We start from the raw sequence: 19,915 nt of genomic DNA, 5'->3' as shown, positions 1-19,915 counted from the left end.
GACCCAACCGACCCAACCGACCCAACTGTCCGCAAGCGAGCCCCGTCAGAGGGAAAAATCCCACTAAATCGCCTCCACCGCCTGTATACGAGCCCTATTAAGGGGAAAAATCCCCTTGAATCGCCTCCTACACCAGCCAACCACCGCCACCGAGCCCTACCAAGTGGAAAATCCCACTAATCCAGCCATTGCCCCATCCACGTGGTTGGCAGAGTCTCTTTTGGCTATCCATCATTATACTTATTGACAACCTGTATATACAGGTTTAAACTGTGTGAAGTGTTTGACCTTGTATATACAAGTTTAATGATTGGGAGAGAACCAAATTCTGGAGGTGCTTCATTTGACACAGACCCGGTATTCGGAATGGTGGCGCCGGTCCACGGTGTATCAGGTATACCCTAAGAGCTTTAAGGATACGACAGGCAACGGAACAGGAGATATTAAAGGGCTTACAGAAAAGCTGGATTACCTGCAGGAGCTTGGCATTGATATTGTCTGGCTGCAGCCGGTGTATGTCTCGCCGCAGTATGATAACGGTTACGACGTAGCTGATTATGAGGCGATTAACCCGGACTTCGGCACGATGGAGGACTTTGACGAGCTTGTGCAGGAGCTGCATCGGCGCGGTATGAAGCTGATGACTGATATTGTGGTCAATCACACCTCGGTTGAACACGAGTGGTTCAAGCAGGCGTCTTCCGGCAAGGACAACCCGTACCGTGACTATTATATCTGGAAGGACCCGGGCCCGGATGGCGGGCTGCCTAACAACTGGCAGTCGAAGTTCGGCGGTCCGGCCTGGCAGTTCGACGAAGCGTCGGGGCAGTATTTTCTTACCCTGTACGACAAAACGCAAGCAGACCTCAACTGGGAGAATGAGAAGGTACGCCGGGCAGTGAACGATATGATGCTGTTCTGGGCCAAGAAGGGTGTAGACGGCTTCCGGATGGATGTCATTAACGTCATCTCCAAGGACCAGCGCTTCCCTGATGATGACGGCAGTGTGCCGCCGGGAGACGGGCGCAAGTTCTACACTGACGGACCGCGTGTCCATGAATTCATCAAGGCGATGTACGATGAGGTGTTCGGGCCTTATGAGATGGTTACGGTCGGTGAGATGTCCTCGACGACACTTGAGCATTGCATCCGGTATTCGAGTCCTGAGGAGCGGGAGTTCTCCATGACGTTCAACTTCCATCATCTGAAGGTGGATTATCCCAACGGGCAGAAGTGGGAGCTGATGCCGTATGATTTTGAGGCGATGAAACGGCTGTTCACGCAGTGGCAGACCGGAATGCAGCAGGGCGGAGGCTGGAATGCCTTGTTCTTCAACAACCATGATCAGCCGCGGGCCATTTCCAGATTCGCCGACGATAAAGCCTACCGTGTGGAAAGCGCGAAGCTGCTGGCAACAACGCTGCATGGCATGCAGGGCACACCTTACGTCTACCAGGGCGAAGAAATCGGCATGCCGAACCCAATCTGGAAAAGCATTGAGGAGTTCCGTGACATCGAGTCACTGAATATGTACCGGATTTTGCAGGAGCAGGGTAAAAAGCCGGGCACAGCGCTCAGCATCCTACAGGAGCGTTCACGTGACAATTCCCGCACGCCGATGCAGTGGGATGACAGCCCGAATGCGGGTTTTACTAGCGGAACGCCGTGGATCAAAGTGGATGAGCGGTACCCCGATATCAATGTGCGCAAAGAGCTGGCCGATCCCGATTCCATCCTTCATCACTACCGCAGGCTGATTGCTCTGCGCAAGGAGCATGATGTGTTTGTGGAAGGGAGCTTCAGCAGACTGGATGAGGCCCATCCTGAGGTGTTCGCTTATGCCAGACAGGCAGAGGGAGCGACGCTGGTGGTTGTCTCGAACTTCAGCAGAAAAGAGATCACCTTCCGCTTCGGCGACAAGCAATGGGCAGAGCTGGGCGGGAGCGGTGAACAGCAGCTGCTGACCGGCAATACGGCAGAAGCCCCGTCTTTAGCACAGGAGCTTCCGCTTAGCCCGTATGCCTCTTACATGTGGCTGATCCGCTAATGAGAAGCATTCCGGCATCATGATAACTAAAACAGGTAAGGAGTGATCAAATGGCTATAGACCGCAAAAATGTAGAGGATATCGTCCGGGCTGTCGGGGGTAAGGAGAATATCGAGGTTGCAACGCATTGTGTAACCCGGCTGAGATTCTCGCTCTATGACGAGAGCAAGGTGGACAAGGAAGCGCTGGACCGCAATGATCTGGTCAAAGGGCAGTTCTCGACCCAGGGGCAATTTCAGATCGTAATCGGGCCGGGAACGGTCGATAATGTCTACGAAGAAATGATCAAAATCACCGGCGGTTCCCGCTCCTCCAAGGATGATGTGAAATCGGCAGCCGCCCGTAAGCAGAATCCGCTGCAGCGGGCGATCAAGACACTGGCCGATATTTTTATTCCGATTCTTCCGGCCATCGTTACCGCAGGTCTTCTGCTCGGGATTAATAATATCCTGACCGGATCGGGGATTTTCCTGTATGAGAAGTCACTGGTTGAAGCCTATCCGCAATGGAGTGATATTGCTTCTATTATCAATACCATTGCCAGCACAGCCTTCACCTTCCTGCCGGCGCTGATCGGCTGGTCCGCAGTCAAACGCTTCGGGGGCAGTCCGCTGCTCGGGATTGTACTGGGTCTGATCCTCGTACATCCGGATCTGCTGAGTGCCTACGGCTATGCTGATGCTTCTTTGAAAGGAACCGTACCTACCTGGGATTTGTTCGGCTGGCATGTAGAGAAGATCGGTTACCAGGGGCAGGTGCTGCCGGTACTGGTCTCCGCTTATATTCTGGCCGTCATTGAGAAGTTCCTGAATAAGCGGGTTCATGACTCGATTAAGCTGCTGGTCGTTGCGCCGGTAGCGCTGCTAATTACAGGGTTTCTGGCGTTTACCCTCATCGGGCCGCTTACGTTTGCTATCGGTAATGCGATTACGGACGGCCTCGTTTATATCTTCGACCACTTTGCACTGCTCGGAGGCCTGATCTACGGCGGCTTATATTCCGCTCTGGTCATCACCGGGATGCACCATACGTTCCTTGCCGTCGATGTCCAGCTGATCGGCAGTGAGGGCGGGACCTTCCTGTGGCCGATGCTGGCGCTGTCCAACATTGCCCAGGGTGCTGCTGCACTCGCGATGTTCTTCCTCGTCCGTGAGCAGAAGGCCAAGGGGCTTGCCGCAACCTCCTCTGTATCTGCCTTCCTGGGCGTAACGGAGCCGGCAATCTTCGGGGTTAATATCCGCTACCGTTATCCGTTTTTCTTCGGTCTGATCGGTTCCGGTCTGGCCGGCATGCTGCTGACACTTAACGACGTGCGTGCCTCATCCATCGGGGTAGGCGGAATTCCCGGCTTCCTGTCGATTTTCCCGAACCAGTGGGGCGTGTTCTTTATCGGGATGGCGATTGTGCTGATAGTGCCGTTTGCCGCCACTATGCTGTATGGCCGTATAGCTGTCCAGCGTGCTAACAAGAATGAGCAGGCTGAGGCTGCCCGGAGCAGCGCGGTGAGCGGAGCAGGTGAGCTCAGCAGCCGCAGCTCTGTGCAGGCCTCGCAGGAGCCGGTGAATATTCTCGAGCTGGCTGCACCGATAAGCGGAAGAGCAGTGCCGCTGGAGCAGGTACCTGATCCCGCTTTTGCCGAGAAGCAGATGGGTGAAGGGCTGGCGATTGAGCCGTCTGAAGGAAAGGTCTATGCACCATTTGATGCTACAGTCGCTCATGTTATTAAGAGCAAGCATGCGCTGATTCTTGAGCATGCCAGCGGCGTGCAGGTGCTCATTCATGTGGGAATCAATACGGTATCGCTTAAGGGCAACGGGTTTACCTCGCATCGTAATATCGGTGACAAGGTCCGGGCCGGAGAGCTGCTGCTGGAGTTCGATATGGACGCGATCCGCGCTGCCGGCCTTCCGGTCATTACGCCGATTATTATTCCTGCCGGACAGGATATGGTAGAACGGATTGAAGAGAAGACCGGACCGGCGACAGCCAAGCAGACCGGTATCCTGACTATTCATCTTAAGGGCTGAACCAGCCCGCACCGGTAAAAAGACTGCAGATGGACAGCCCTCCGGGGCTGTTTTTCTGTTACGCCTTGTCCACAATTGAAGCGGTGCTTCCGGCGGCATTGCATGATACAATATAGGACGGTGATCAACATTGAGAGAAAATATCTATCTGCAAATCTATAATGAATACAGCAGCCGGATTCATTCCGGCCAGCTTCCGGCCGGAGCCAAGCTGCCGTCCGAGAGTGAGCTTGCCGAGAGCTACGGCACCTCACGGGAGACGGTGCGCAAAGCGCTTAATCTGCTGTTCCGGGAAGGCTACATTCACAAAATTAAGGGCCGCGGCTCGTTTGTGCTGGATATGACGCGGATGGATTTTCCCGTGACCGGCCTCATTTCCTTTAAGGAAATGTCTGATACGCTGGGCGGACCTTCACGGACTCTGGTTGAAGAGACCGTTCAGGAGCCCGCTGGCCCCATGCCGGCCAGACAGCTGCAGATTCCGGAGGAGGCCCTGATCTGGAAAGTTACCCGGGCCAGAGAGATCGAAGGAGAGAGGATCATTCTGGACAAGGACTATTTCCGGGCGGATATTGTGCCTTTTCTGAGCAGGGACATTGCCGCAGGCTCCATCTATGAATATCTGGAAGGGGAGCTCGGGCTGAAGATCAGCTATGCCAAAAAGCTGATCTCCGTAGAGCCCTCGACAGAGGAGGACCACCGGCTGCTTGATCTGAAGAAATACACGCATATCGTTGTCGTACGGAACTACGTCTATCTGGAGAACACCGTGCTGTTCCAGTACACCGAATCCAGGCACCGGCTCGACAAGTTTCAGTTCGTGGATTTTGCCAGACGGGTGCAGCGGTGAATATGCAACCAAAAAAGTATCCTGAGAGCCGACAGGCCGGGATGCTTTTTTTTTATTTTCACAACCAACGAACAAGGCTTCAATCCGTGAAGCTTCTTAAAAAACCCCGCATCAAGCTTAAAAAAGCCGCATATGGTGCGCATGTTATCTGTGTTACTATTGCAAGCGTATTCATAAATAACAGCCTTGCATTTCAACACAAAAGGAGAGCGATCATGAAACCTTACCTGAAGCCATTCTTATCCGTGCTGCTGTGTATCTGTCTGCCGGTGACTTCCTTGTTCACGGGCCAGGCAGTTAATGCTGCGTCTGCGGCGGGGACAACGTTATCTTTTCCGGCGGCGCAGGATGCCTTTGTGTCCAATTTTAACGGTCAGGGCAATGCCCTGGGAACCAGCCTGAGTGCAGCTAAATTAATCTATGGAAAGTCCCGTCATGCGTATCTGAAGTTTGATTTGTCTTCCATTGATACGGACCGGTATGATACAGGCGAAATGACGATGCAGCTGAGCTTCAGAAAATCGCATGCGCCGAATGAGCTGGTGTTTACGGAAAGTGAACCGGTCCTGCGTGATACGGATCATGAATGGACGGTCACCAATGTTACGTATAACACCCGTCCGTATGATATCGCCGGCTCTCCGGCAGTCACCAGAGCAGTCACATCGGCCAGTGAAGAGAACCTTACGGTTGATCTGTCCTCCATCTTCCAAAATGCGCTAAACAACGGAAGAAAAGTGGTCAGTATTCATCTTACGACTGCAAAAGCGGAGGATAATACCGTTAGCGCCAGCGAGCTGTTTTCTTCCAGAAACACTTCCGGCTTCCCGGGACCTGCCTTGAATGTAACGCTGGGTGATCCGGTTGTGAACGACGGAAGCGACAGAACCGCATTAAATGCGCTGATTGCGCAAGCTGAGCAATTCATTGAAACCGTATACACACAGGAAAGCTGGGCGATATTTATGGCGGCGCTTCATCAGGCCAAAGCATTAAGTATAAACGCTGCAACGCAGGCAGAGGTTGACGAGGCCCTGTTAACGCTGCAGACAGCGATGGATAATCTGGCGGTTATGGAGCTGCCGTCCCAAATTAATGGTCCAGACCTGGGGGACTACTACAATAACAGCCAGACTGCGGCGATGATCCTAAAGATGAGGAACGGGGACGGGCAGTATGTAAAAGCAGACCCGGTGACGGAAAAGCTGTCGCTTACCGCTGATCCCGCCGAGGCCTCTGTGTTCGCACTGTATGTGCTTGATTATTTTGCGACGGTGGATCATGAGGAGCCCGAGGCCGGGGCGACCAGAACAGCTTATTCTATAAAGTCGCTGGATACCGGGAAATATCTGACCATCCAGAACTATTTTACGGAAAAAGAGTTCCTGGACAATACCCACCGTTATTTCAATATTATCAGCGGCGCCACGAGCGGCGTCAGTACGGACAGGACGTTCGAGATTACAGCATCGGCAGCAGTACCGGGGTGGAATGAGCGTTTTTATGTGGATCAATATACGGAATCCGGCTTCTACCGGATCTTCTCGCATTTGTCCACCATGAGGGATGACAGCAACTTCAGCCGCTTTAATGTGACAATGAACGCTAATGCCATGCAGAGCAGCGGAAGAGCCGCTGAGAACAGGGAATACCGGTTTTATTTTGAACAGGTTACGGGAAAAGACCCGCTGGAAATCAGCCGGAAGGTATCCGGAGATACTGCGGATTTATTATGGAAGCCCGTGAACGGGGATACGGACCCTGCCGGTTATAAGGTCAACGGTACAGTAACAGACGCGGTTTATTCGGATGGCCTCATGCAGGTGAAGCTGCAGGGTTTGAGCGCCGGTACTCATGCGTATACGGTTGAATATAACGGAGGCGGCTATAGCGCGAAGGCGGATATAAATGTCCGTATCTTCAGCCATCCGGGGATTCTGCTAAGCCTGCAGGACCTGGAGGACATGAAGACACATATTCAGGCCAAACAGGAACCATGGTACTCCGACTACCGCAGAATGGTGGACAGTGTGCCTTACGGAGTAGCCAGCTCCGGTTACCAGACTAAAGTATTCTCAAAGGTCGGGCGCGGAGGGGCTCCTTCGGATTCCAGCAACATCGGTTATTTTGAAAAGGGAGGCAACGCCGCGTACTTCAACGCCCTGCAGTGGGTCATTACGGGAGACGAACAATATGCGGACATGGCCGCAGGCCTGCTCGGTGAGTGGGCAAAAACGCTTAAGGTGATTGACGGCAGGGACAGAATTCTGGGAGCGGGCATCAATGCCTATAAGTATGCGAGCGCGGCGGAGATTATCCGATATTACGGCGGTGGTTACATCGGGTATAGTGATGAGGATTTTGCGGCGCTGCAGGCCATGATGCTGAATGTGGTCTATCCTGTCCTCCAGGATGCGGCGGTTCCGATGCTGGCTAACGGCAACTGGGACGCGGCTGCTATTGTCAGCATGCTGGCGATCGGTGTGCTGTGTGACAATACGGGGATTTTTGAGCGCGCGATGGGCTTTTATCAGGATATTCATACGAATGGCTCTATCTTCGCTTACGTGAACGATTCGGGGCAGACGATGGAGACCGGCCGTGATCAGGCCCATGCCCTGCTGGCACTTGGTTATATGGCGGAAATCTGCCTGATTGCCGCTAACCAGAATGAGGATTTGGCTTCCCTGTATGATAACAGGCTGGCGAAGGCTTTTGAGTATTCGGCCAAATACAATCTGTATTCGCAGGAATTGTCCGGGGTGGAGGTTCCTTTTACAGCGATGCCGAATGTGTTCGGGGATACCAGTAGAGGGTATTATGGGACAGGGTTTGACATGGAGAACAACGGGCTGAACCGGGGCGAGCTGAGACCTGTTTTCGAGCAGGGGCTGGCGCTTTACAGCAAGGCAGACGGTGTGGATATGACCTGGACGGCCCGGGCGGCGGCGGCAATGCGTCCCCAGGGCATGGTGCATTTTGACAACCTGAACTTTGGCACGCTGACCTATTACAACGGGGAGCCGCAGACTGCGGTGGCCGGGCCGTATTTTCAGATGCGGACGCGCTGGGAGCCTTTGTATCAGCGAAACTGGAGTACCGTTAACGGTCAAAAAGCTGCCGAGACCCTGAACTCGTATTATGCGGTCAACGCCGACGGTGAGCTTACTACAAGCTCGATGAAAAAGGATGCTCCGTTCTTTCAATTGGTAGCAGGCGAGGACGGCACGTATTCAATTCTGCTGCTTGAGACCAACAAGTATCTATCGGTAAAAGAAGAGAAGTCAGGGGACTACAACCTCATCAAGGCGGATGCCGCTGAGATTGGTGACAATGAAAGGTTCATCCTGCGCTCCAGCGGGGTCGGCCCGTTCTTCCTGGCTTCTCCCAAATTCGATAACCGGATTGTCTATCAGGAGCCAGCCGGAGCCGGCAGTAATGCCGTCCTGACGCTTCGCCTGGGAAATAAAACACTCTCGCAGATTACGGATATTCCGGACATTACCACCAGCGAGCGGCTAATCTTCATGTTTAACGCTGAGGATATTGCGCTGCCGGACGGCAAGCCCGTTCCAAGCCAGCCTGAGAACCCGGCAATGCCCGGCGGTGTGCAGGCAGAAGTAGCCGCTGATAACCCGAAGATTTCCCTGAACGGGATAAGCGGTACGCTGAGCAAAAATCAGAATGGCGGCTACAGCCTGCTTCTGGGCGACAGCCAAATCGGGACGGCTCTGGACGGCGGCAGCGAGCTGGTTATCAATGCGGATGGCATAGAGAACCTGACTGTTCAGTTCTCCGCAGCAGCGATGGGGACAGCACAACTTACTATTAAAAGCGGCTACGGAACGGTTACCCTTCCAAACGCTACCTTGCAGATGATGAACAAGAAGTACGGCGATCCGCTGGTGCTCCGCATCCGCAAAGGCAGCTATACCGTGGAGCTGCTGAAGGACAGCAAGCCGGTAGTGTATGCGGAGCCCAGTTATCCTCTGATCATTACGCTGCCTGTTGAGGTGACCGAAGGCCGTAATATTAACGAATATGTGGTAGTTAGAAAAGAAACCGGAAAAGACGTTATCCTGCCGCTGGCCGCAGCAGCGTGCAACAGCGTGACCTTCGCCGCTGCGGCTACGGGTACTTATGATGTTGCTTATAACGGACACGTGTTCCATGACGTGCCTTTTGCCCATTGGGCGGCGCAGGATGTAGCCTTTGTGTCAGCGCGCGGGTTATTCGCAGGGACTGGTAAGGAGCTGTTCGACCCCCGGACGCCGATGACCCGGGCGATGTTCACCCGGGTGCTGGCTAATCTGGAGGGAGTGGACCTTGGCAGCTATGCAGCACCGGTATTCACGGATGTGCCAGCCGGGAAATGGTATGCCTCTGCGGTAGCCTGGGCCGCCCAAAGCGGCATCGTTAACGGAACGGGGCAGGGCCTGTTCAGCCCGGATGCTGTGATTACACGTGAGCAGATGGCTGTAATGCTGTATAACTATACAGCAACCAAGGGCTATAAGCCGCGTGCCATTACGTCGCCGGACTTCACCGATGCCGGAAGCGTGAGTGCGTGGGCGCAGGAAGCGGTAGAGGCTTTGGCAGCAGCAGGTATTCTGAGCGGCCAGCCGGGCGATTACGCTGATCCGCAGGGAGAAACGAGCCGGGCGGAAGCGGCCGCGGTCTTTGCCCGGCTGATCCAGGCGTGGGGAGCGGAGGCTCTTTAAGCCGCTGGTTGAAATGAAAGATGGTTGTTAGTAGAAGAGTAGCCTGCAGACGGGGTCTGCAGGCTACTCTTCTTTTGACATAGATTAATTTTAGTGTGACGTAAATAATGCAATACCAACCTAGTCCATGTGTGCGACGGCGCTGATTTCGATCAGCTGCTCAGGAGAAGCCAGGTATGTCACGCCGATACAGCTGCCGGCTGGCCGGTGTTGTCCCATGTACTCCTTGAAGAGAGGGATGCATAACTCGATATGCTCTTGCGCATTTGTCAGATAGATTTCCACATAAGCAAGGTTCGACTTCGTAATTCCAAATTGTTCTAGTACGCGATCGAGATTCTTCAGTGTCTGCAGAGTCTGTGCCTCGATATCGTTTTCGCCAACGAACACGCCTTCCGTATCATGGGAGAATTGTCCCGAAATATAGAGGGTTCCGTTGACGCTGTAGCCTTGGGAGATGCCGTGATCCCAAAGATCGTGATTGTACGTTTTGACAGTAGCCATATTGTTTTCTCCTTTAATTCAAAGTAAAGCTAGTATAAAATGAATACGAACATAAATATAGTACGCACTTTATTGATAGTTACTATCGGAAAGGATAGTGTGAATATGAGTATGGCTGAATATAAGGGTAAAGTTAAAAATATTCAGGATACACCTTTTGGTTATACATTGTCAGTTATTGGCGGTAAGTGGAAAATGGTTATTATGTATCTCTTAGCAGAAAACCAACCAGTTCGCTTTAATGATCTAAAAAGACAGATCGGAGCGATTACATTCAAAACATTGAGCTCCCAACTTAAAGAATTGGAAGCGGACGGTATGGTTATACGGAATGAGTATCCTCAAGTCCCTCCTAAAGTCGAGTACAGTCTTACAGATAAGGCGGAAACACTCCTGCCTGTTTTAGAAGGACTTTGTGAATGGGGAGTAAAAAATCAACCCTAATGATATCAGCAACTCAATGAACTGGAAACGTTAGCTCAATAATACCAAGAAAGCAGCCGATCAAAGTGATCGGCTGCTTTTGTTCAGCTAATGGGGCAGGCTAGTTCCAATCGTTCTAAAAACTAAATGACTGTCCCCGGTTAAATATCGAGGAACGGTCCAGCTAAAATTATGTCTTTGTAATCACGGACTGTAAGGTTAGTCATTTTAGTTTCTGACGCGCCCACTCCGTCATGGTGGTGCCAGGACGCCCCAAAACCGTTAAGACGTCATCACGAACAACAGTTTGAGCAGTCATTTGACCTGCCGCCGCTAATTTCATCGTAATGACTGCGCTCTCCATGTAGGCACGTTCGGGAACTGTTGAAATCTGAGCAACATACGCTTCCAGGCTTGCAGGATCGAGTGTAATACATTTGATCTCTTTCCCTGAGGCTTCAGTTAGAATGTTAGCGACCTCTGGACCCGTTAGTACTTCCGTGCTCAACCAGTAATTGGCATCACCATGTTTCTCAGGACCCTCTCGCAACACGGTAGCAGCGACAGCAGCAATATCTGCTGCAAATACCCATCCTTGCGGCATGTCTCTCCAGTTAACTGTGAAAGAACCCGTTTCCGTTAGATTAGCGAAGACCGTGTCCGTAATGACATTAGGATGCAAATGCGTCCAAGCAATTTTACTTGCTTCGATATACGTTTCTATAAGGTCATGCCAGATAAAATGGGGGATAATATCACGACGTGAGGTGAAGACACCTAGATGAACGATGTGACTTATGCCTGCATCTACCGCTGCGTCGACCAGTTGTTTACTTTGGATCAGCATATCAGCCGTGTAACCAGTTAGTAAAAATACCCGATCGACGCCTGCTAATGCTGAAGCGAAGGTTGTCGGCTCATTAAGGTCAAGTACAACGGCTTCACGGCCCTCCGTTTGCCACTTCTCAGCAATTTCCTGACGACTTGTCGCCAGACGAAGTATAATGCCCTCGCCGTTTTTATCGAATTCTTTGACTACTTTTGAACCTACAGTGCCGGACGCACCGATAATCAATACTCTTGGTTTTGTCATATAGAAGTTCCTCCAGAAGTTATATATATGGAACGGTGTAGTTCCGTAATGAAATAATAACAGATGCAATTATAGAACGCAACAGTACCGAATTGTTGGGGTGAAAATTGTATGATATTATAAGTCAAGGAAGGTGGCTAAGGTTGTATGTCAAATGATAAACAGCACGAAACAGAAGAAAAAAGAGGGCGCCCTATAGATTTGTCACGGAACAAAGTAATTCTTGAAACAACTTTAGATTTGCTAGCAGAAAACGGATATGATTCATTAACAATAGAGGCGGTTGCAATAAAGGCTAAAGTGGGGAAGGGTACGATTTATAGGCGTTGGTCTTCAAAAATGGAGCTTGTAATTGACGCCGCCACTGTGATGAGTCCTCTCGAAATATCACTAATGAAATTGAATACAAATCAAGAATTACGTGGACAATTGATTGACCTGCTTTCTGTTATATTTCTGCAAGATAATATGAAATACCAGAAAGCCATGAATGCAATTTGTAATGCTGTTAATGAACAATTAGACAAAGGTATGCGTGAGGCTTTTTACAAGCGTTATAGAAACGTTATTCAATCGATTCTCGAACCTTATGTAAAAGAACATCGTATTGCTGACGACGATTTAGAGCTAATTACAGATATTGGACCCGCCTTAGCCATGTATAACTATAGAAACCAGACTACCAGTGTTCATTATGTTGAACGAATTGTTGATAAAATAATACTGCCGATAGTATTAAAACAAGTGTAAGTGATGGAATTACGCTTTGTGATTCATTTGTGATTCAAAGGAAAGAAAGTCATAGTTCAATAATACCAAGAAAGCAGCCGATCACATTGATCGGCTGCTTTTATTCAGTTGCCATTTACCGCTTCTATTATTCTGTAGCAGATCGTTGCCATTTCTGCAGCGGATTGCCGGCCACCGCCTCTAATCCAATTCGCAGCTACACTGTAAATAGCGCCGCTCCAAAAGTAAGCAGCGTAATGGGTAAGCAAGGTTTCTTCGTTGGATCTATTTAACTGTACGGCTTGCATATCGTTAAGAATAGTATCTGCCATATTGACTTTCAGAATAATTTGTAAGCACTCCAAATGTTGCTCTAAGGTTTGGAATAACGCCAGCCAATATTCATAGGAGTTTCGGATGGGATGATGCAGATTCATTGCAGCCACGATTTTATCTGCAATTTCCTTCATGGTGCTCTGTAGAATATCTTCTTTGGAGTTGTAGTTCCGGTAGTAAGCTGTGCGGGACACTCCCGCCCGTTTGACGATAGCTGTAATCGTTATATCCTCAAAAGCCTGATCGTTCATTAGCAGCACCAAAGCAGCCTCAATACTTGATCTAGTGATTCGGTTAGATTCCTCATTTGACAGCCTGAGCCCTTCCAGACGCTGAAACTCTGTAACTTCCTTCGCAGACATTACAGCACCCCCCTATATGTTTAGTCCGTTCTATCATCCATTGACCCTGTTTGATGCGGTGTTACAATTGTAATGTCGGTTCGAATTTATGTTATAAATTGAATTTTGTCAATTGGATTTTGAGAGGAGAAATAAGATGAAAGCACTAATTCTTGAAAAACCCGGGGAACTAGAGAGCCTTACTGTGGTTACAAACAGGGAGATGCCAGAGCCCAAAGATAATGAGATCAGAGTAAAGGTCATTGCAGCAGGATTGAACCCTTCGGATTACCAAGTGGCAGAGCACGCTGGTCTGGAATCGGAGAAAAAACGCGTTTTAGGATTAGAAGTTGCGGGAATTGTAGATGCCGTTGGCAGCAGCGTGAATAATTTTAAAATGGGAGACCGCGTATACTATCTCCGCAGCATTAATAATCTTGACGGAGGATTTGCGGAATACTCTGTGACTACAGCTCACACAGCAAGTAAACTTCCCGATGAGGTACCATTTGAACAGGCAGCAGTTGTTCCGGCTGCAGGATATACAGCTTATCAGGCGATAATGCAGAAACTTAATCCGCAGTCTGGTGGGACGATATTGATTCATGGCGGCGCAGGTGGAGTAGGAGGATATGCAATTCAATTAGCTAAAATTTGCGGATTAAAAGTGGTTACTACCTGCTTAGGAAAGGATATCGGCTATGTGTGCACTCTCGGGGCGGATGAGGCGATTGATTTTACTAAAGGAAGTGTATATGAAGAAGTTTCGGATCTGACCAATGGCCGGGGTGTCGATTACGTTTTAAATACGATCAGTCCCGATAGTGCAACAAAAGACCTTGAGATTCTTGCCTTCGGCGGCGAAATGGTGGTAACGGCCGGATTTCCGGATTTTAGCCAGATTCGTTTTTATGACAAAGGGATGTCTTTACACGAGATCGCTCTTGGTGCTGCTCATACACAAGGAGACTTTAATGCACAATCTAATCTTGCGCGAATCGGAGATCATTTTGGGAGCTTGATTGCAGCAGGAACAATCATCCCTCCACAAATCACAACGATAACTATGGAAGAAATTCCCGCCTATTTAAAAAAACTAAAAGAAGGTAAGATCACCGGCAAAGTTGCAGCCTATATCAATGGGTAAACGGGGAAAGTAAAGAGGAGCTTGCTGATAAAATAGCATCATTTGTGCTTGGCGGGGTCCGGGCTTCTGGTGAGGTTCGTTAAATAAAGAAGCCTGCAGACGTGGTCTGCAGGCTCTTTTCTCTATGGGGGACGGCGGTGATGCCGTCCTTATTGTTATTTCTGGTGCCCATGCACGCCATTCTCGGCATTAAGTTTGGCGATCAGCTTGTCGCCCTCAACGTCGAGGTTCGGCAGCAGGCGGTCCAGCCATTTCGGCAGCCACCAGGCTTTGTCGCCGAATACGGCCATAACGGCCGGAACGAGCGTCATCCGGATGATGAAGGCATCGATCAGGATACCGAAGGCCAGGGCAAAGCCGATCTGCTTGATCATCGCATCAGGTGCGAAGATAAATCCGGCAAAGACGGATACCATGATAATCCCGGCAGCAAGCACGACACGGCTGGCCAGATCGTAGCCGTGCACGATGCTGTCATTGCCGCGGCGCCCGTGAACGTAGGCCTCGCGCATCGAGCTGACCAGGAACACCTGGTAATCCATCGCCAGACCATACAGGATACCTGTCACCAGAATCGGCATGAAGCTGAGCAGCGGCCCGCCGGTATCAAAACCGAACAGGGAGTGCAGCCAGCCCCACTGATAAACGGCGGTAGTCACACCGAAGGTAGCAAGGATACTGAGGATGAAGCCGACTGTTGCTTTGATTGGTACAATAATGGACCGGAACACGAGCAGCAGAATAATCAGGGAAAGAACAACAATGATACCGATGTAAATAGGGAAAGCATCGGACAGCTTGGATGACATATCGATGTTAATGGCTGTAAAGCCGGTTACGCCAAGGGTGATATCGTTATCGGATGCGAGACTGTAGGCTGGATCGCGCAGATCCTGTACCAGATCTCTTGTTTCTGTATCGGTCGGCCCGGTTTTTGGAATCAGGCTGATAATGGCAATATCGCCCGTTTCGTTAACTCCCATCGGGGACACCAGGGTTACGTTATCATGCATTTGCAGCTCCTGAGTCAGCTTGCCCAGGGTCTCCATCGAGATTTTGCCGGACGGATTATTAGGCTGTGCGACCAGCAGCAGCGGGCCATTGAAGCCTTCGCCGAAGCCCTTCGAAATAACGTCATAGCTCTGGCGGGCTGGAGTATCCAGGTTCGCCGAGGCGCCGGACGGAATGCCGAGCTCCATTTTGGTTACCGGAATCGCAGCGGTTCCGAGTACAAGCACGACCAGAACAATGATCGGCCAGCGGAATTTCACTGTAGCGTTAGCCCAGCGGTGCGAGAAGCCGTGGTTTTGCTTGCCTTTGGAAGTCCTACTCTTCTCGCGGGCTTTGGCTGTGCAGATTTTTTCTCCGACCAGACCGAGCAGCGCAGGCAGCAGGGTCAGTGCGAGCAGCACGTTGATCAGTACGCTGACAGCGGCAACGAGCGCCATGGTGGACAGGAATTCCATACCGATAACCAGCATTCCGCACAGGGCAATAATAACAGTTAATCCGGCAAAAAATACAGCGCTGCCGGCAGTGCCGACAGCCCGGCTGGCTGCTTCACGCGCATTCAGCTTCTCATCGAGAATCAGGCGGCGCTGGCGGTTGACGATGAACAGGGAGTAGTCGATACCGACAGCCAGACCGATCATTACGGCGAGGATCGGCGTAATGTCATTCATCTGGATTACACTGCCGAGGGCAAATGCGCCGCCGACACTGATTCCAACCCCGAGAAGCGCGGTAATCAGCGGCAGCCCGGCTGCTACAACCGAGCCGAGGGTAATGAACAGTACCACTGCAGCCACTGCAACCCCGATGGCTTCAGTGGAGCCGATGGAAGGCGTGCTCTTCAGCGAGTCACTCGGAATCGCTGTGATGCCGGAGCCGGCCTGCTCGACTTCAGTTACAGCCGAGATCACGTTATCCGGCACTTCCGAAGGCAGCGAGGTCTGCTGCACGATGAACTGGAACTGGAACAGGGCGATGTTGCCGTCGGAGGATAGCATAACGCCGGGAACCATGGCGCCGTCCACGATCAGCGGGCCGTAAGGAGCGGCAGATGCAGCTTGCGCGGCGGCAGCAGCCTGGGCCGCTGCGGCTTGAGCAGCAGCATCGTCCTGGCCTGCGGCGGCGGACGGGTCAGCGGCAGCGCCTTGGCCTGCGGCAGCGGATGGATCAGCGCCTGCGGCTTGAGCGGCAGCAGCTGCTTGGGCAGCCAGATCAGCCGGATTAATGATGTATTCCATGCTGTATACATCATTAATCGCCTTCAGGAGCAGGGCAGCCCGCTCAGGCGTGTCGAGACGCTCGCCTTCCGGTGCGGTGAAGGCGACGCTGGCCTGGCCGCCGGCGGCAGCCGGAAGCTCTTCGGCCAGCATATCCAGCACCTTTTGCGATTCGGTGCCTTCAATTTTCATTTCGGAGCTGGACTGGATGCCGTTGACGCCGAGCAGGGCGCCGATTACACCAAGAATGACGATCCAGGTTCCGAGGAAATACCAGGGCTTGGAATAAGCCGATTTCCCCAATCGGTACAGAAATGTAGACATGTAATGGTTTCTCCTTTTTGTCTCTGGTTTAAAAGCCGTTGCGTAAGTAATCGAACATGGAATTCAAATATTGATCAAAAGATACGGAGCCGGGCCGGTCCTCCTGCGATTCACCCGGCAGCAGCACATTGAGCCGTCCGTCGAGTATAGGTACAAATGCTCCGTAGACTGCACCGGCCAGCAGATGCGTGTACCCGTCGGAATAACGGCCGTGGGTGAACCGTTCGAGTACTTCCTGGGCTGCCATCTGCAGCCGGCGGAACACGCTGAGGATATACGGCTCCAGTGACGGATACTGGTTAGCCAGTGATGCGAACTGCCGCAATCTGCGCAGAAATTCTGAAGTAAACTGCAGCTTGAGCAGACTGTACAGGGCATCCAGCGGTGTCGCATCCGGCGCCAGATGCGCTAACAGATCATTTTCATCCTCACTAGTCGCCCGGGTCATGAAATACTCTGCCACCGCTTCTTCCTTGCAGGAAAAATAATTGGCAAAGGTCCGCCGGGAGACACCCGCCTGCCGGACAACATCGTCAACAATGAAGCCGTCCATGCCATGTACCAGGGCAAGCTCAAAGGCCGCTACAGACAAAGCATAAGCGGTCGCTTCCTTTTTCTGGTCACGCAGTGTCAGCTTGGGGTTCAACACGTTCTCCTCCTTTCTTGAACGGATTAATAAATACTTTAAATTCTAAAGTTTATTAAAGCATATTTTTGCCCAAAGTGCAAAAATGCTCAATGGGCAAGCAGTTTGACGCTGGGTAAGTAACTATATACTCTTGTTAGAGGAAGTGGGACTTTGGGTGAAGAGAGTATTGAAGCTCTAGCTGAAAGTATATGTTCTATGCTTTGGGCGGAGAATGTGTGCTGTGGTTATTTATCCGCAGTGACGGGGTAGCGCGATGGAATGAACGCCGGGGAGCCGGGTGGGTGAACAAGGTGAAGCCGCTGGATTGGCTGAATCGGCCAGATGCGCAAAATGAAGGGCACAAATGCCTTTGTTTTGGGCCGATCCGGCCAAATCGCCTGAATGAAAGGCATAAATGCCCTTGAATTGGGCCGATCCGGCCAAATCGCCGAAATGAAGGGCATAAATGCCTTTGAATCCGGCCGATCCGGCCAAATGCGCAAAATGAAGGGCACAAATGCCTTTGTTTTGGGCCGATCCGGCCAAATGCGCGAAATGAAGGGCACAAATGCCCTTGATTCAGGCCGCCCCGGCCAGATGTCAGAAATGAAAGGCATAAATGCCTTTGAATCCGGCCGATCCGGCCAAATGCGCAAAATGAAAGGCACAAATGCCTTTGATTTGGGCCGATCCGGCCAAATGTGCGAAATGAAAGGCATAAATGCCTTTGATTTGGGCCGATCCGGCCAAATGCGCAAAATGAAGGGCACAAATGCCTTTGTTTTGGGCCGATCCGGCCAAATGCGCAAAATGAAGGGCACAAATGCCTTTGTTTGGGGCCGATCCGGCCAAATCGCCGAAATGAAGGGCACAAATGCCCTTGATTCAGGCGGCCCCGGCCCTAGATCCCGGCCCCGCCAACGCCGCGCCTGTTACTCCCAACTGATCGCTAACGAACACGCAGCACACAGCTACACTCTCAGGCGGGTCAGCACGGCCACGGGATACCGCCGGAAAATTCTGCTACAATGTGTTCATTGGAAGATAATCCGAAGGAGGATATACAGATGAAGGCTCTGTTACTGCTGGAAAAAGGAAAATGGAATGAGATGAAGGTAAGTGAAATCAGCGCACCGGAGCCGGGGGCCGGCGAGGTACTGGTAGAGGTGCATGCAGCCGGGCTCAACCCGGTTGATTATAAAGTTGCCACCGGCGGTAATCCGAAGTGGACCTATCCGCATGTGCTGGGGCTGGATGTCGCCGGAATCATCGCCGCAGTGGGCGAAGGTGTGGAGCAATGGAAGGCTGGCGACCGGGTTTTATATCACGGGGACCTTACCCGTACAGGCGGGTTCGCGGAATATGCCCTGGCTAAGGCCAGCACGCTCTCGCGGATACCGGATATTGTAGATTTCACGGATGCCGCCGCGCTCCCGACGGCTGGTTACACAGCTTATCAGGCAGTGCACGGCAAGCTGCCGCTTGCCCAGCTGAACACGCTGCTGATTCACGGCGGCGCGGGGGGCGTCGGCGGATTTGCGGTCCAACTGGCGAAGCTGGCGGGGAAGCGGGTCATCTCCACCGCATCGAGCCACAACCATGACTATATAAAAAAACTGGGAGCAGACCATGTCATTGATTACCGGGAGGCAGATGTAGCTGCCGAGGTGCTCCGCCTGACAGACGGAAGAGGCGTGGATGCGGTAATTGATTCGATCAGCAGACAGAGCGCAACACAGGCGCTGGAGCTGATTGCCTTTTTCGGGCACGTGGTGCATATTGCCGGGGCGCCGGATTATGCGTCGGTGAAGCCGTTCACCAAAGCTTTTTCGGTCCACGAGGTTGCGCTTGGCGCTGCACATCAGTCCGGCGATCCGGAGGCACTGCGGCAATTGTCCGTCATCGGAGACGAGATGCTCTCGCTGCTCGCTGCAGGGCAAATATCCTCTTTGCTGGAGGAGGTCATCCCACTGGAGCAGGTTCCGGCTGCTTTGGAACGCCTGTCTGAACGGCATATCCGGGGCAAAATCGTGGCGAAGCTGAAATAGGACGGTAAGTGTCAGCTCATTCAGGTTTCCTCTGAAATTACAGCTATACATGCGGGAAGGCACTACACTTGCATTTATCTGAATGTGGTTATGCCTCAATTTGCTTGTATCCGATTGAGTAGTATCTAAATTAAGTGGAAAATCTCTACCTAATCCTATAATAATCGCCTCTATCAGGAAACTAGTTGGAAAAAAGTAACCTAAATCCAGGCCAAATAACTCGAAAGCTAACAATCGCCCAAAATAAGTAACTTTTTTCCAACTAATAGTCGCAAATCCCTAAAAACTCAAGAATTAAGTGTCGAAAATCCAACTAAACTGGTTTAAACCAGCACCAGCACCAGAACCAGCACCAGCACCAGCACCAGCACCAGCACCAAAAAGCGTACAGCTGGCGACACTAGCCAGAAGAAGCAGGAGGACTCCGAAATAAAAGAGTACCTGAAAGGGGATATCCGGAAGCTTTTGA

At 51.6% G+C, this 19,915-nt stretch carries 14 protein-coding genes; 8 read left to right on the top strand and 6 right to left on the bottom strand.

Features of this window, described 5'->3' with window-relative positions; all coding sequences use genetic code 11:
- The first annotated feature begins 343 nt into the window (after positions 1-343).
- The 4 genes from treC (at position 344) to R70723_RS22790 (ending at position 9,645) form a co-directional block, all read left to right on the top strand.
- Complete coding sequence (gene treC, locus R70723_RS22805) at positions 344-2,047, top strand: alpha,alpha-phosphotrehalase (protein WP_039875653.1); 1,704 nt, start codon at positions 344-346, stop codon at positions 2,045-2,047.
- A 50-nt stretch (positions 2,048-2,097) separates the two neighbouring features.
- A complete protein-coding gene (gene treP, locus R70723_RS22800) occupies positions 2,098-4,074 on the top strand; it encodes a PTS system trehalose-specific EIIBC component (protein WP_039875651.1) in 1,977 nt (658 codons plus the stop codon).
- Positions 4,075-4,204: 130 nt separating this feature from the next.
- The gene (gene treR, locus R70723_RS22795) at positions 4,205-4,924 is read left to right on the top strand and encodes a trehalose operon repressor (protein ID WP_039875649.1); all 720 of its coding nucleotides are present in this window, start codon (positions 4,205-4,207) and stop codon (positions 4,922-4,924) included.
- A gap of 215 nt (positions 4,925-5,139) precedes the next feature.
- On the top strand, positions 5,140-9,645 hold the full coding sequence (locus R70723_RS22790; protein ID WP_039875647.1) for an S-layer homology domain-containing protein: 4,506 nt from the start codon (positions 5,140-5,142) through the stop codon (positions 9,643-9,645).
- A 120-nt stretch (positions 9,646-9,765) separates the two neighbouring features.
- Here the strand turns inward: R70723_RS22790 and R70723_RS22785 are convergent, their stop codons facing one another.
- A complete protein-coding gene (locus R70723_RS22785; RefSeq protein ID WP_039875646.1) occupies positions 9,766-10,149 on the bottom strand; it encodes a RidA family protein in 384 nt (127 codons plus the stop codon).
- A gap of 105 nt (positions 10,150-10,254) precedes the next feature.
- On the opposite strand from R70723_RS22785, the gene R70723_RS22780 reads away from it, so the two are divergent.
- Positions 10,255-10,593, top strand: a complete 339-nt coding sequence (locus R70723_RS22780; RefSeq protein WP_039875645.1) for a winged helix-turn-helix transcriptional regulator — start codon at positions 10,255-10,257, stop codon at positions 10,591-10,593.
- Between the two features lie 202 nt (positions 10,594-10,795).
- On the opposite strand, the gene R70723_RS32275 is transcribed toward R70723_RS22780, so the two are convergent.
- A complete protein-coding gene (locus R70723_RS32275) occupies positions 10,796-11,665 on the bottom strand; it encodes an NmrA family NAD(P)-binding protein (protein WP_052421437.1) in 870 nt (289 codons plus the stop codon).
- A 147-nt stretch (positions 11,666-11,812) separates the two neighbouring features.
- Between R70723_RS32275 and R70723_RS32270 the strand changes: the two genes are divergently transcribed.
- Positions 11,813-12,415 carry a TetR/AcrR family transcriptional regulator gene (locus tag R70723_RS32270; RefSeq protein ID WP_052421436.1) on the top strand — a complete coding sequence of 201 codons (603 nt, stop codon included), beginning with the start codon at positions 11,813-11,815 and terminating at the stop codon, positions 12,413-12,415.
- 104 nt (positions 12,416-12,519) lie between these two features.
- Here the strand turns inward: R70723_RS32270 and R70723_RS22765 are convergent, their stop codons facing one another.
- On the bottom strand, positions 12,520-13,092 hold the full coding sequence (locus R70723_RS22765; RefSeq protein ID WP_039875643.1) for a TetR/AcrR family transcriptional regulator: 573 nt from the start codon (positions 13,090-13,092) through the stop codon (positions 12,520-12,522).
- Between the two features lie 136 nt (positions 13,093-13,228).
- Between R70723_RS22765 and R70723_RS22760 the strand changes: the two genes are divergently transcribed.
- Positions 13,229-14,218 carry a zinc-binding dehydrogenase gene (locus R70723_RS22760; RefSeq protein WP_039875642.1) on the top strand — a complete coding sequence of 330 codons (990 nt, stop codon included), beginning with the start codon at positions 13,229-13,231 and terminating at the stop codon, positions 14,216-14,218.
- Positions 14,219-14,373: 155 nt separating this feature from the next.
- Here R70723_RS22760 and R70723_RS22755 read toward each other — a convergent pair whose 3' ends face one another.
- The 3 genes from R70723_RS22755 to R70723_RS33530 form a co-directional block, all read right to left on the bottom strand.
- A complete protein-coding gene (locus R70723_RS22755; RefSeq protein WP_039875637.1) occupies positions 14,374-16,770 on the bottom strand; it encodes an MMPL family transporter in 2,397 nt (798 codons plus the stop codon).
- A gap of 28 nt (positions 16,771-16,798) precedes the next feature.
- Positions 16,799-17,419: a TetR/AcrR family transcriptional regulator gene (locus tag R70723_RS22750; protein WP_231574765.1), complete on the bottom strand. Its 621-nt coding sequence runs from the start codon at positions 17,417-17,419 to the stop codon at positions 16,799-16,801.
- A gap of 224 nt (positions 17,420-17,643) precedes the next feature.
- Positions 17,644-18,270, bottom strand: coding sequence for a hypothetical protein (locus R70723_RS33530; protein ID WP_156123837.1), 627 nt, complete (start codon positions 18,268-18,270; stop codon positions 17,644-17,646).
- A gap of 195 nt (positions 18,271-18,465) precedes the next feature.
- Here R70723_RS33530 and R70723_RS22740 point away from each other — a divergent pair, with 195 nt between their 5' ends.
- On the top strand, positions 18,466-19,446 hold the full coding sequence (locus R70723_RS22740; protein ID WP_039875632.1) for a zinc-binding dehydrogenase: 981 nt from the start codon (positions 18,466-18,468) through the stop codon (positions 19,444-19,446).
- The last annotated feature ends 469 nt before the right edge of the window (positions 19,447-19,915 follow it).

It is taken from the genome of Paenibacillus sp. FSL R7-0273, from assembly GCF_000758625.1.
In the GTDB taxonomy this organism is placed as follows: Bacteria; Bacillota; Bacilli; order Paenibacillales; family Paenibacillaceae; genus Paenibacillus_AQ.
The sequence above is the reverse complement of the archived record's forward strand: the minus strand, read 5'-3'. Positions and strand labels throughout refer to the sequence as shown.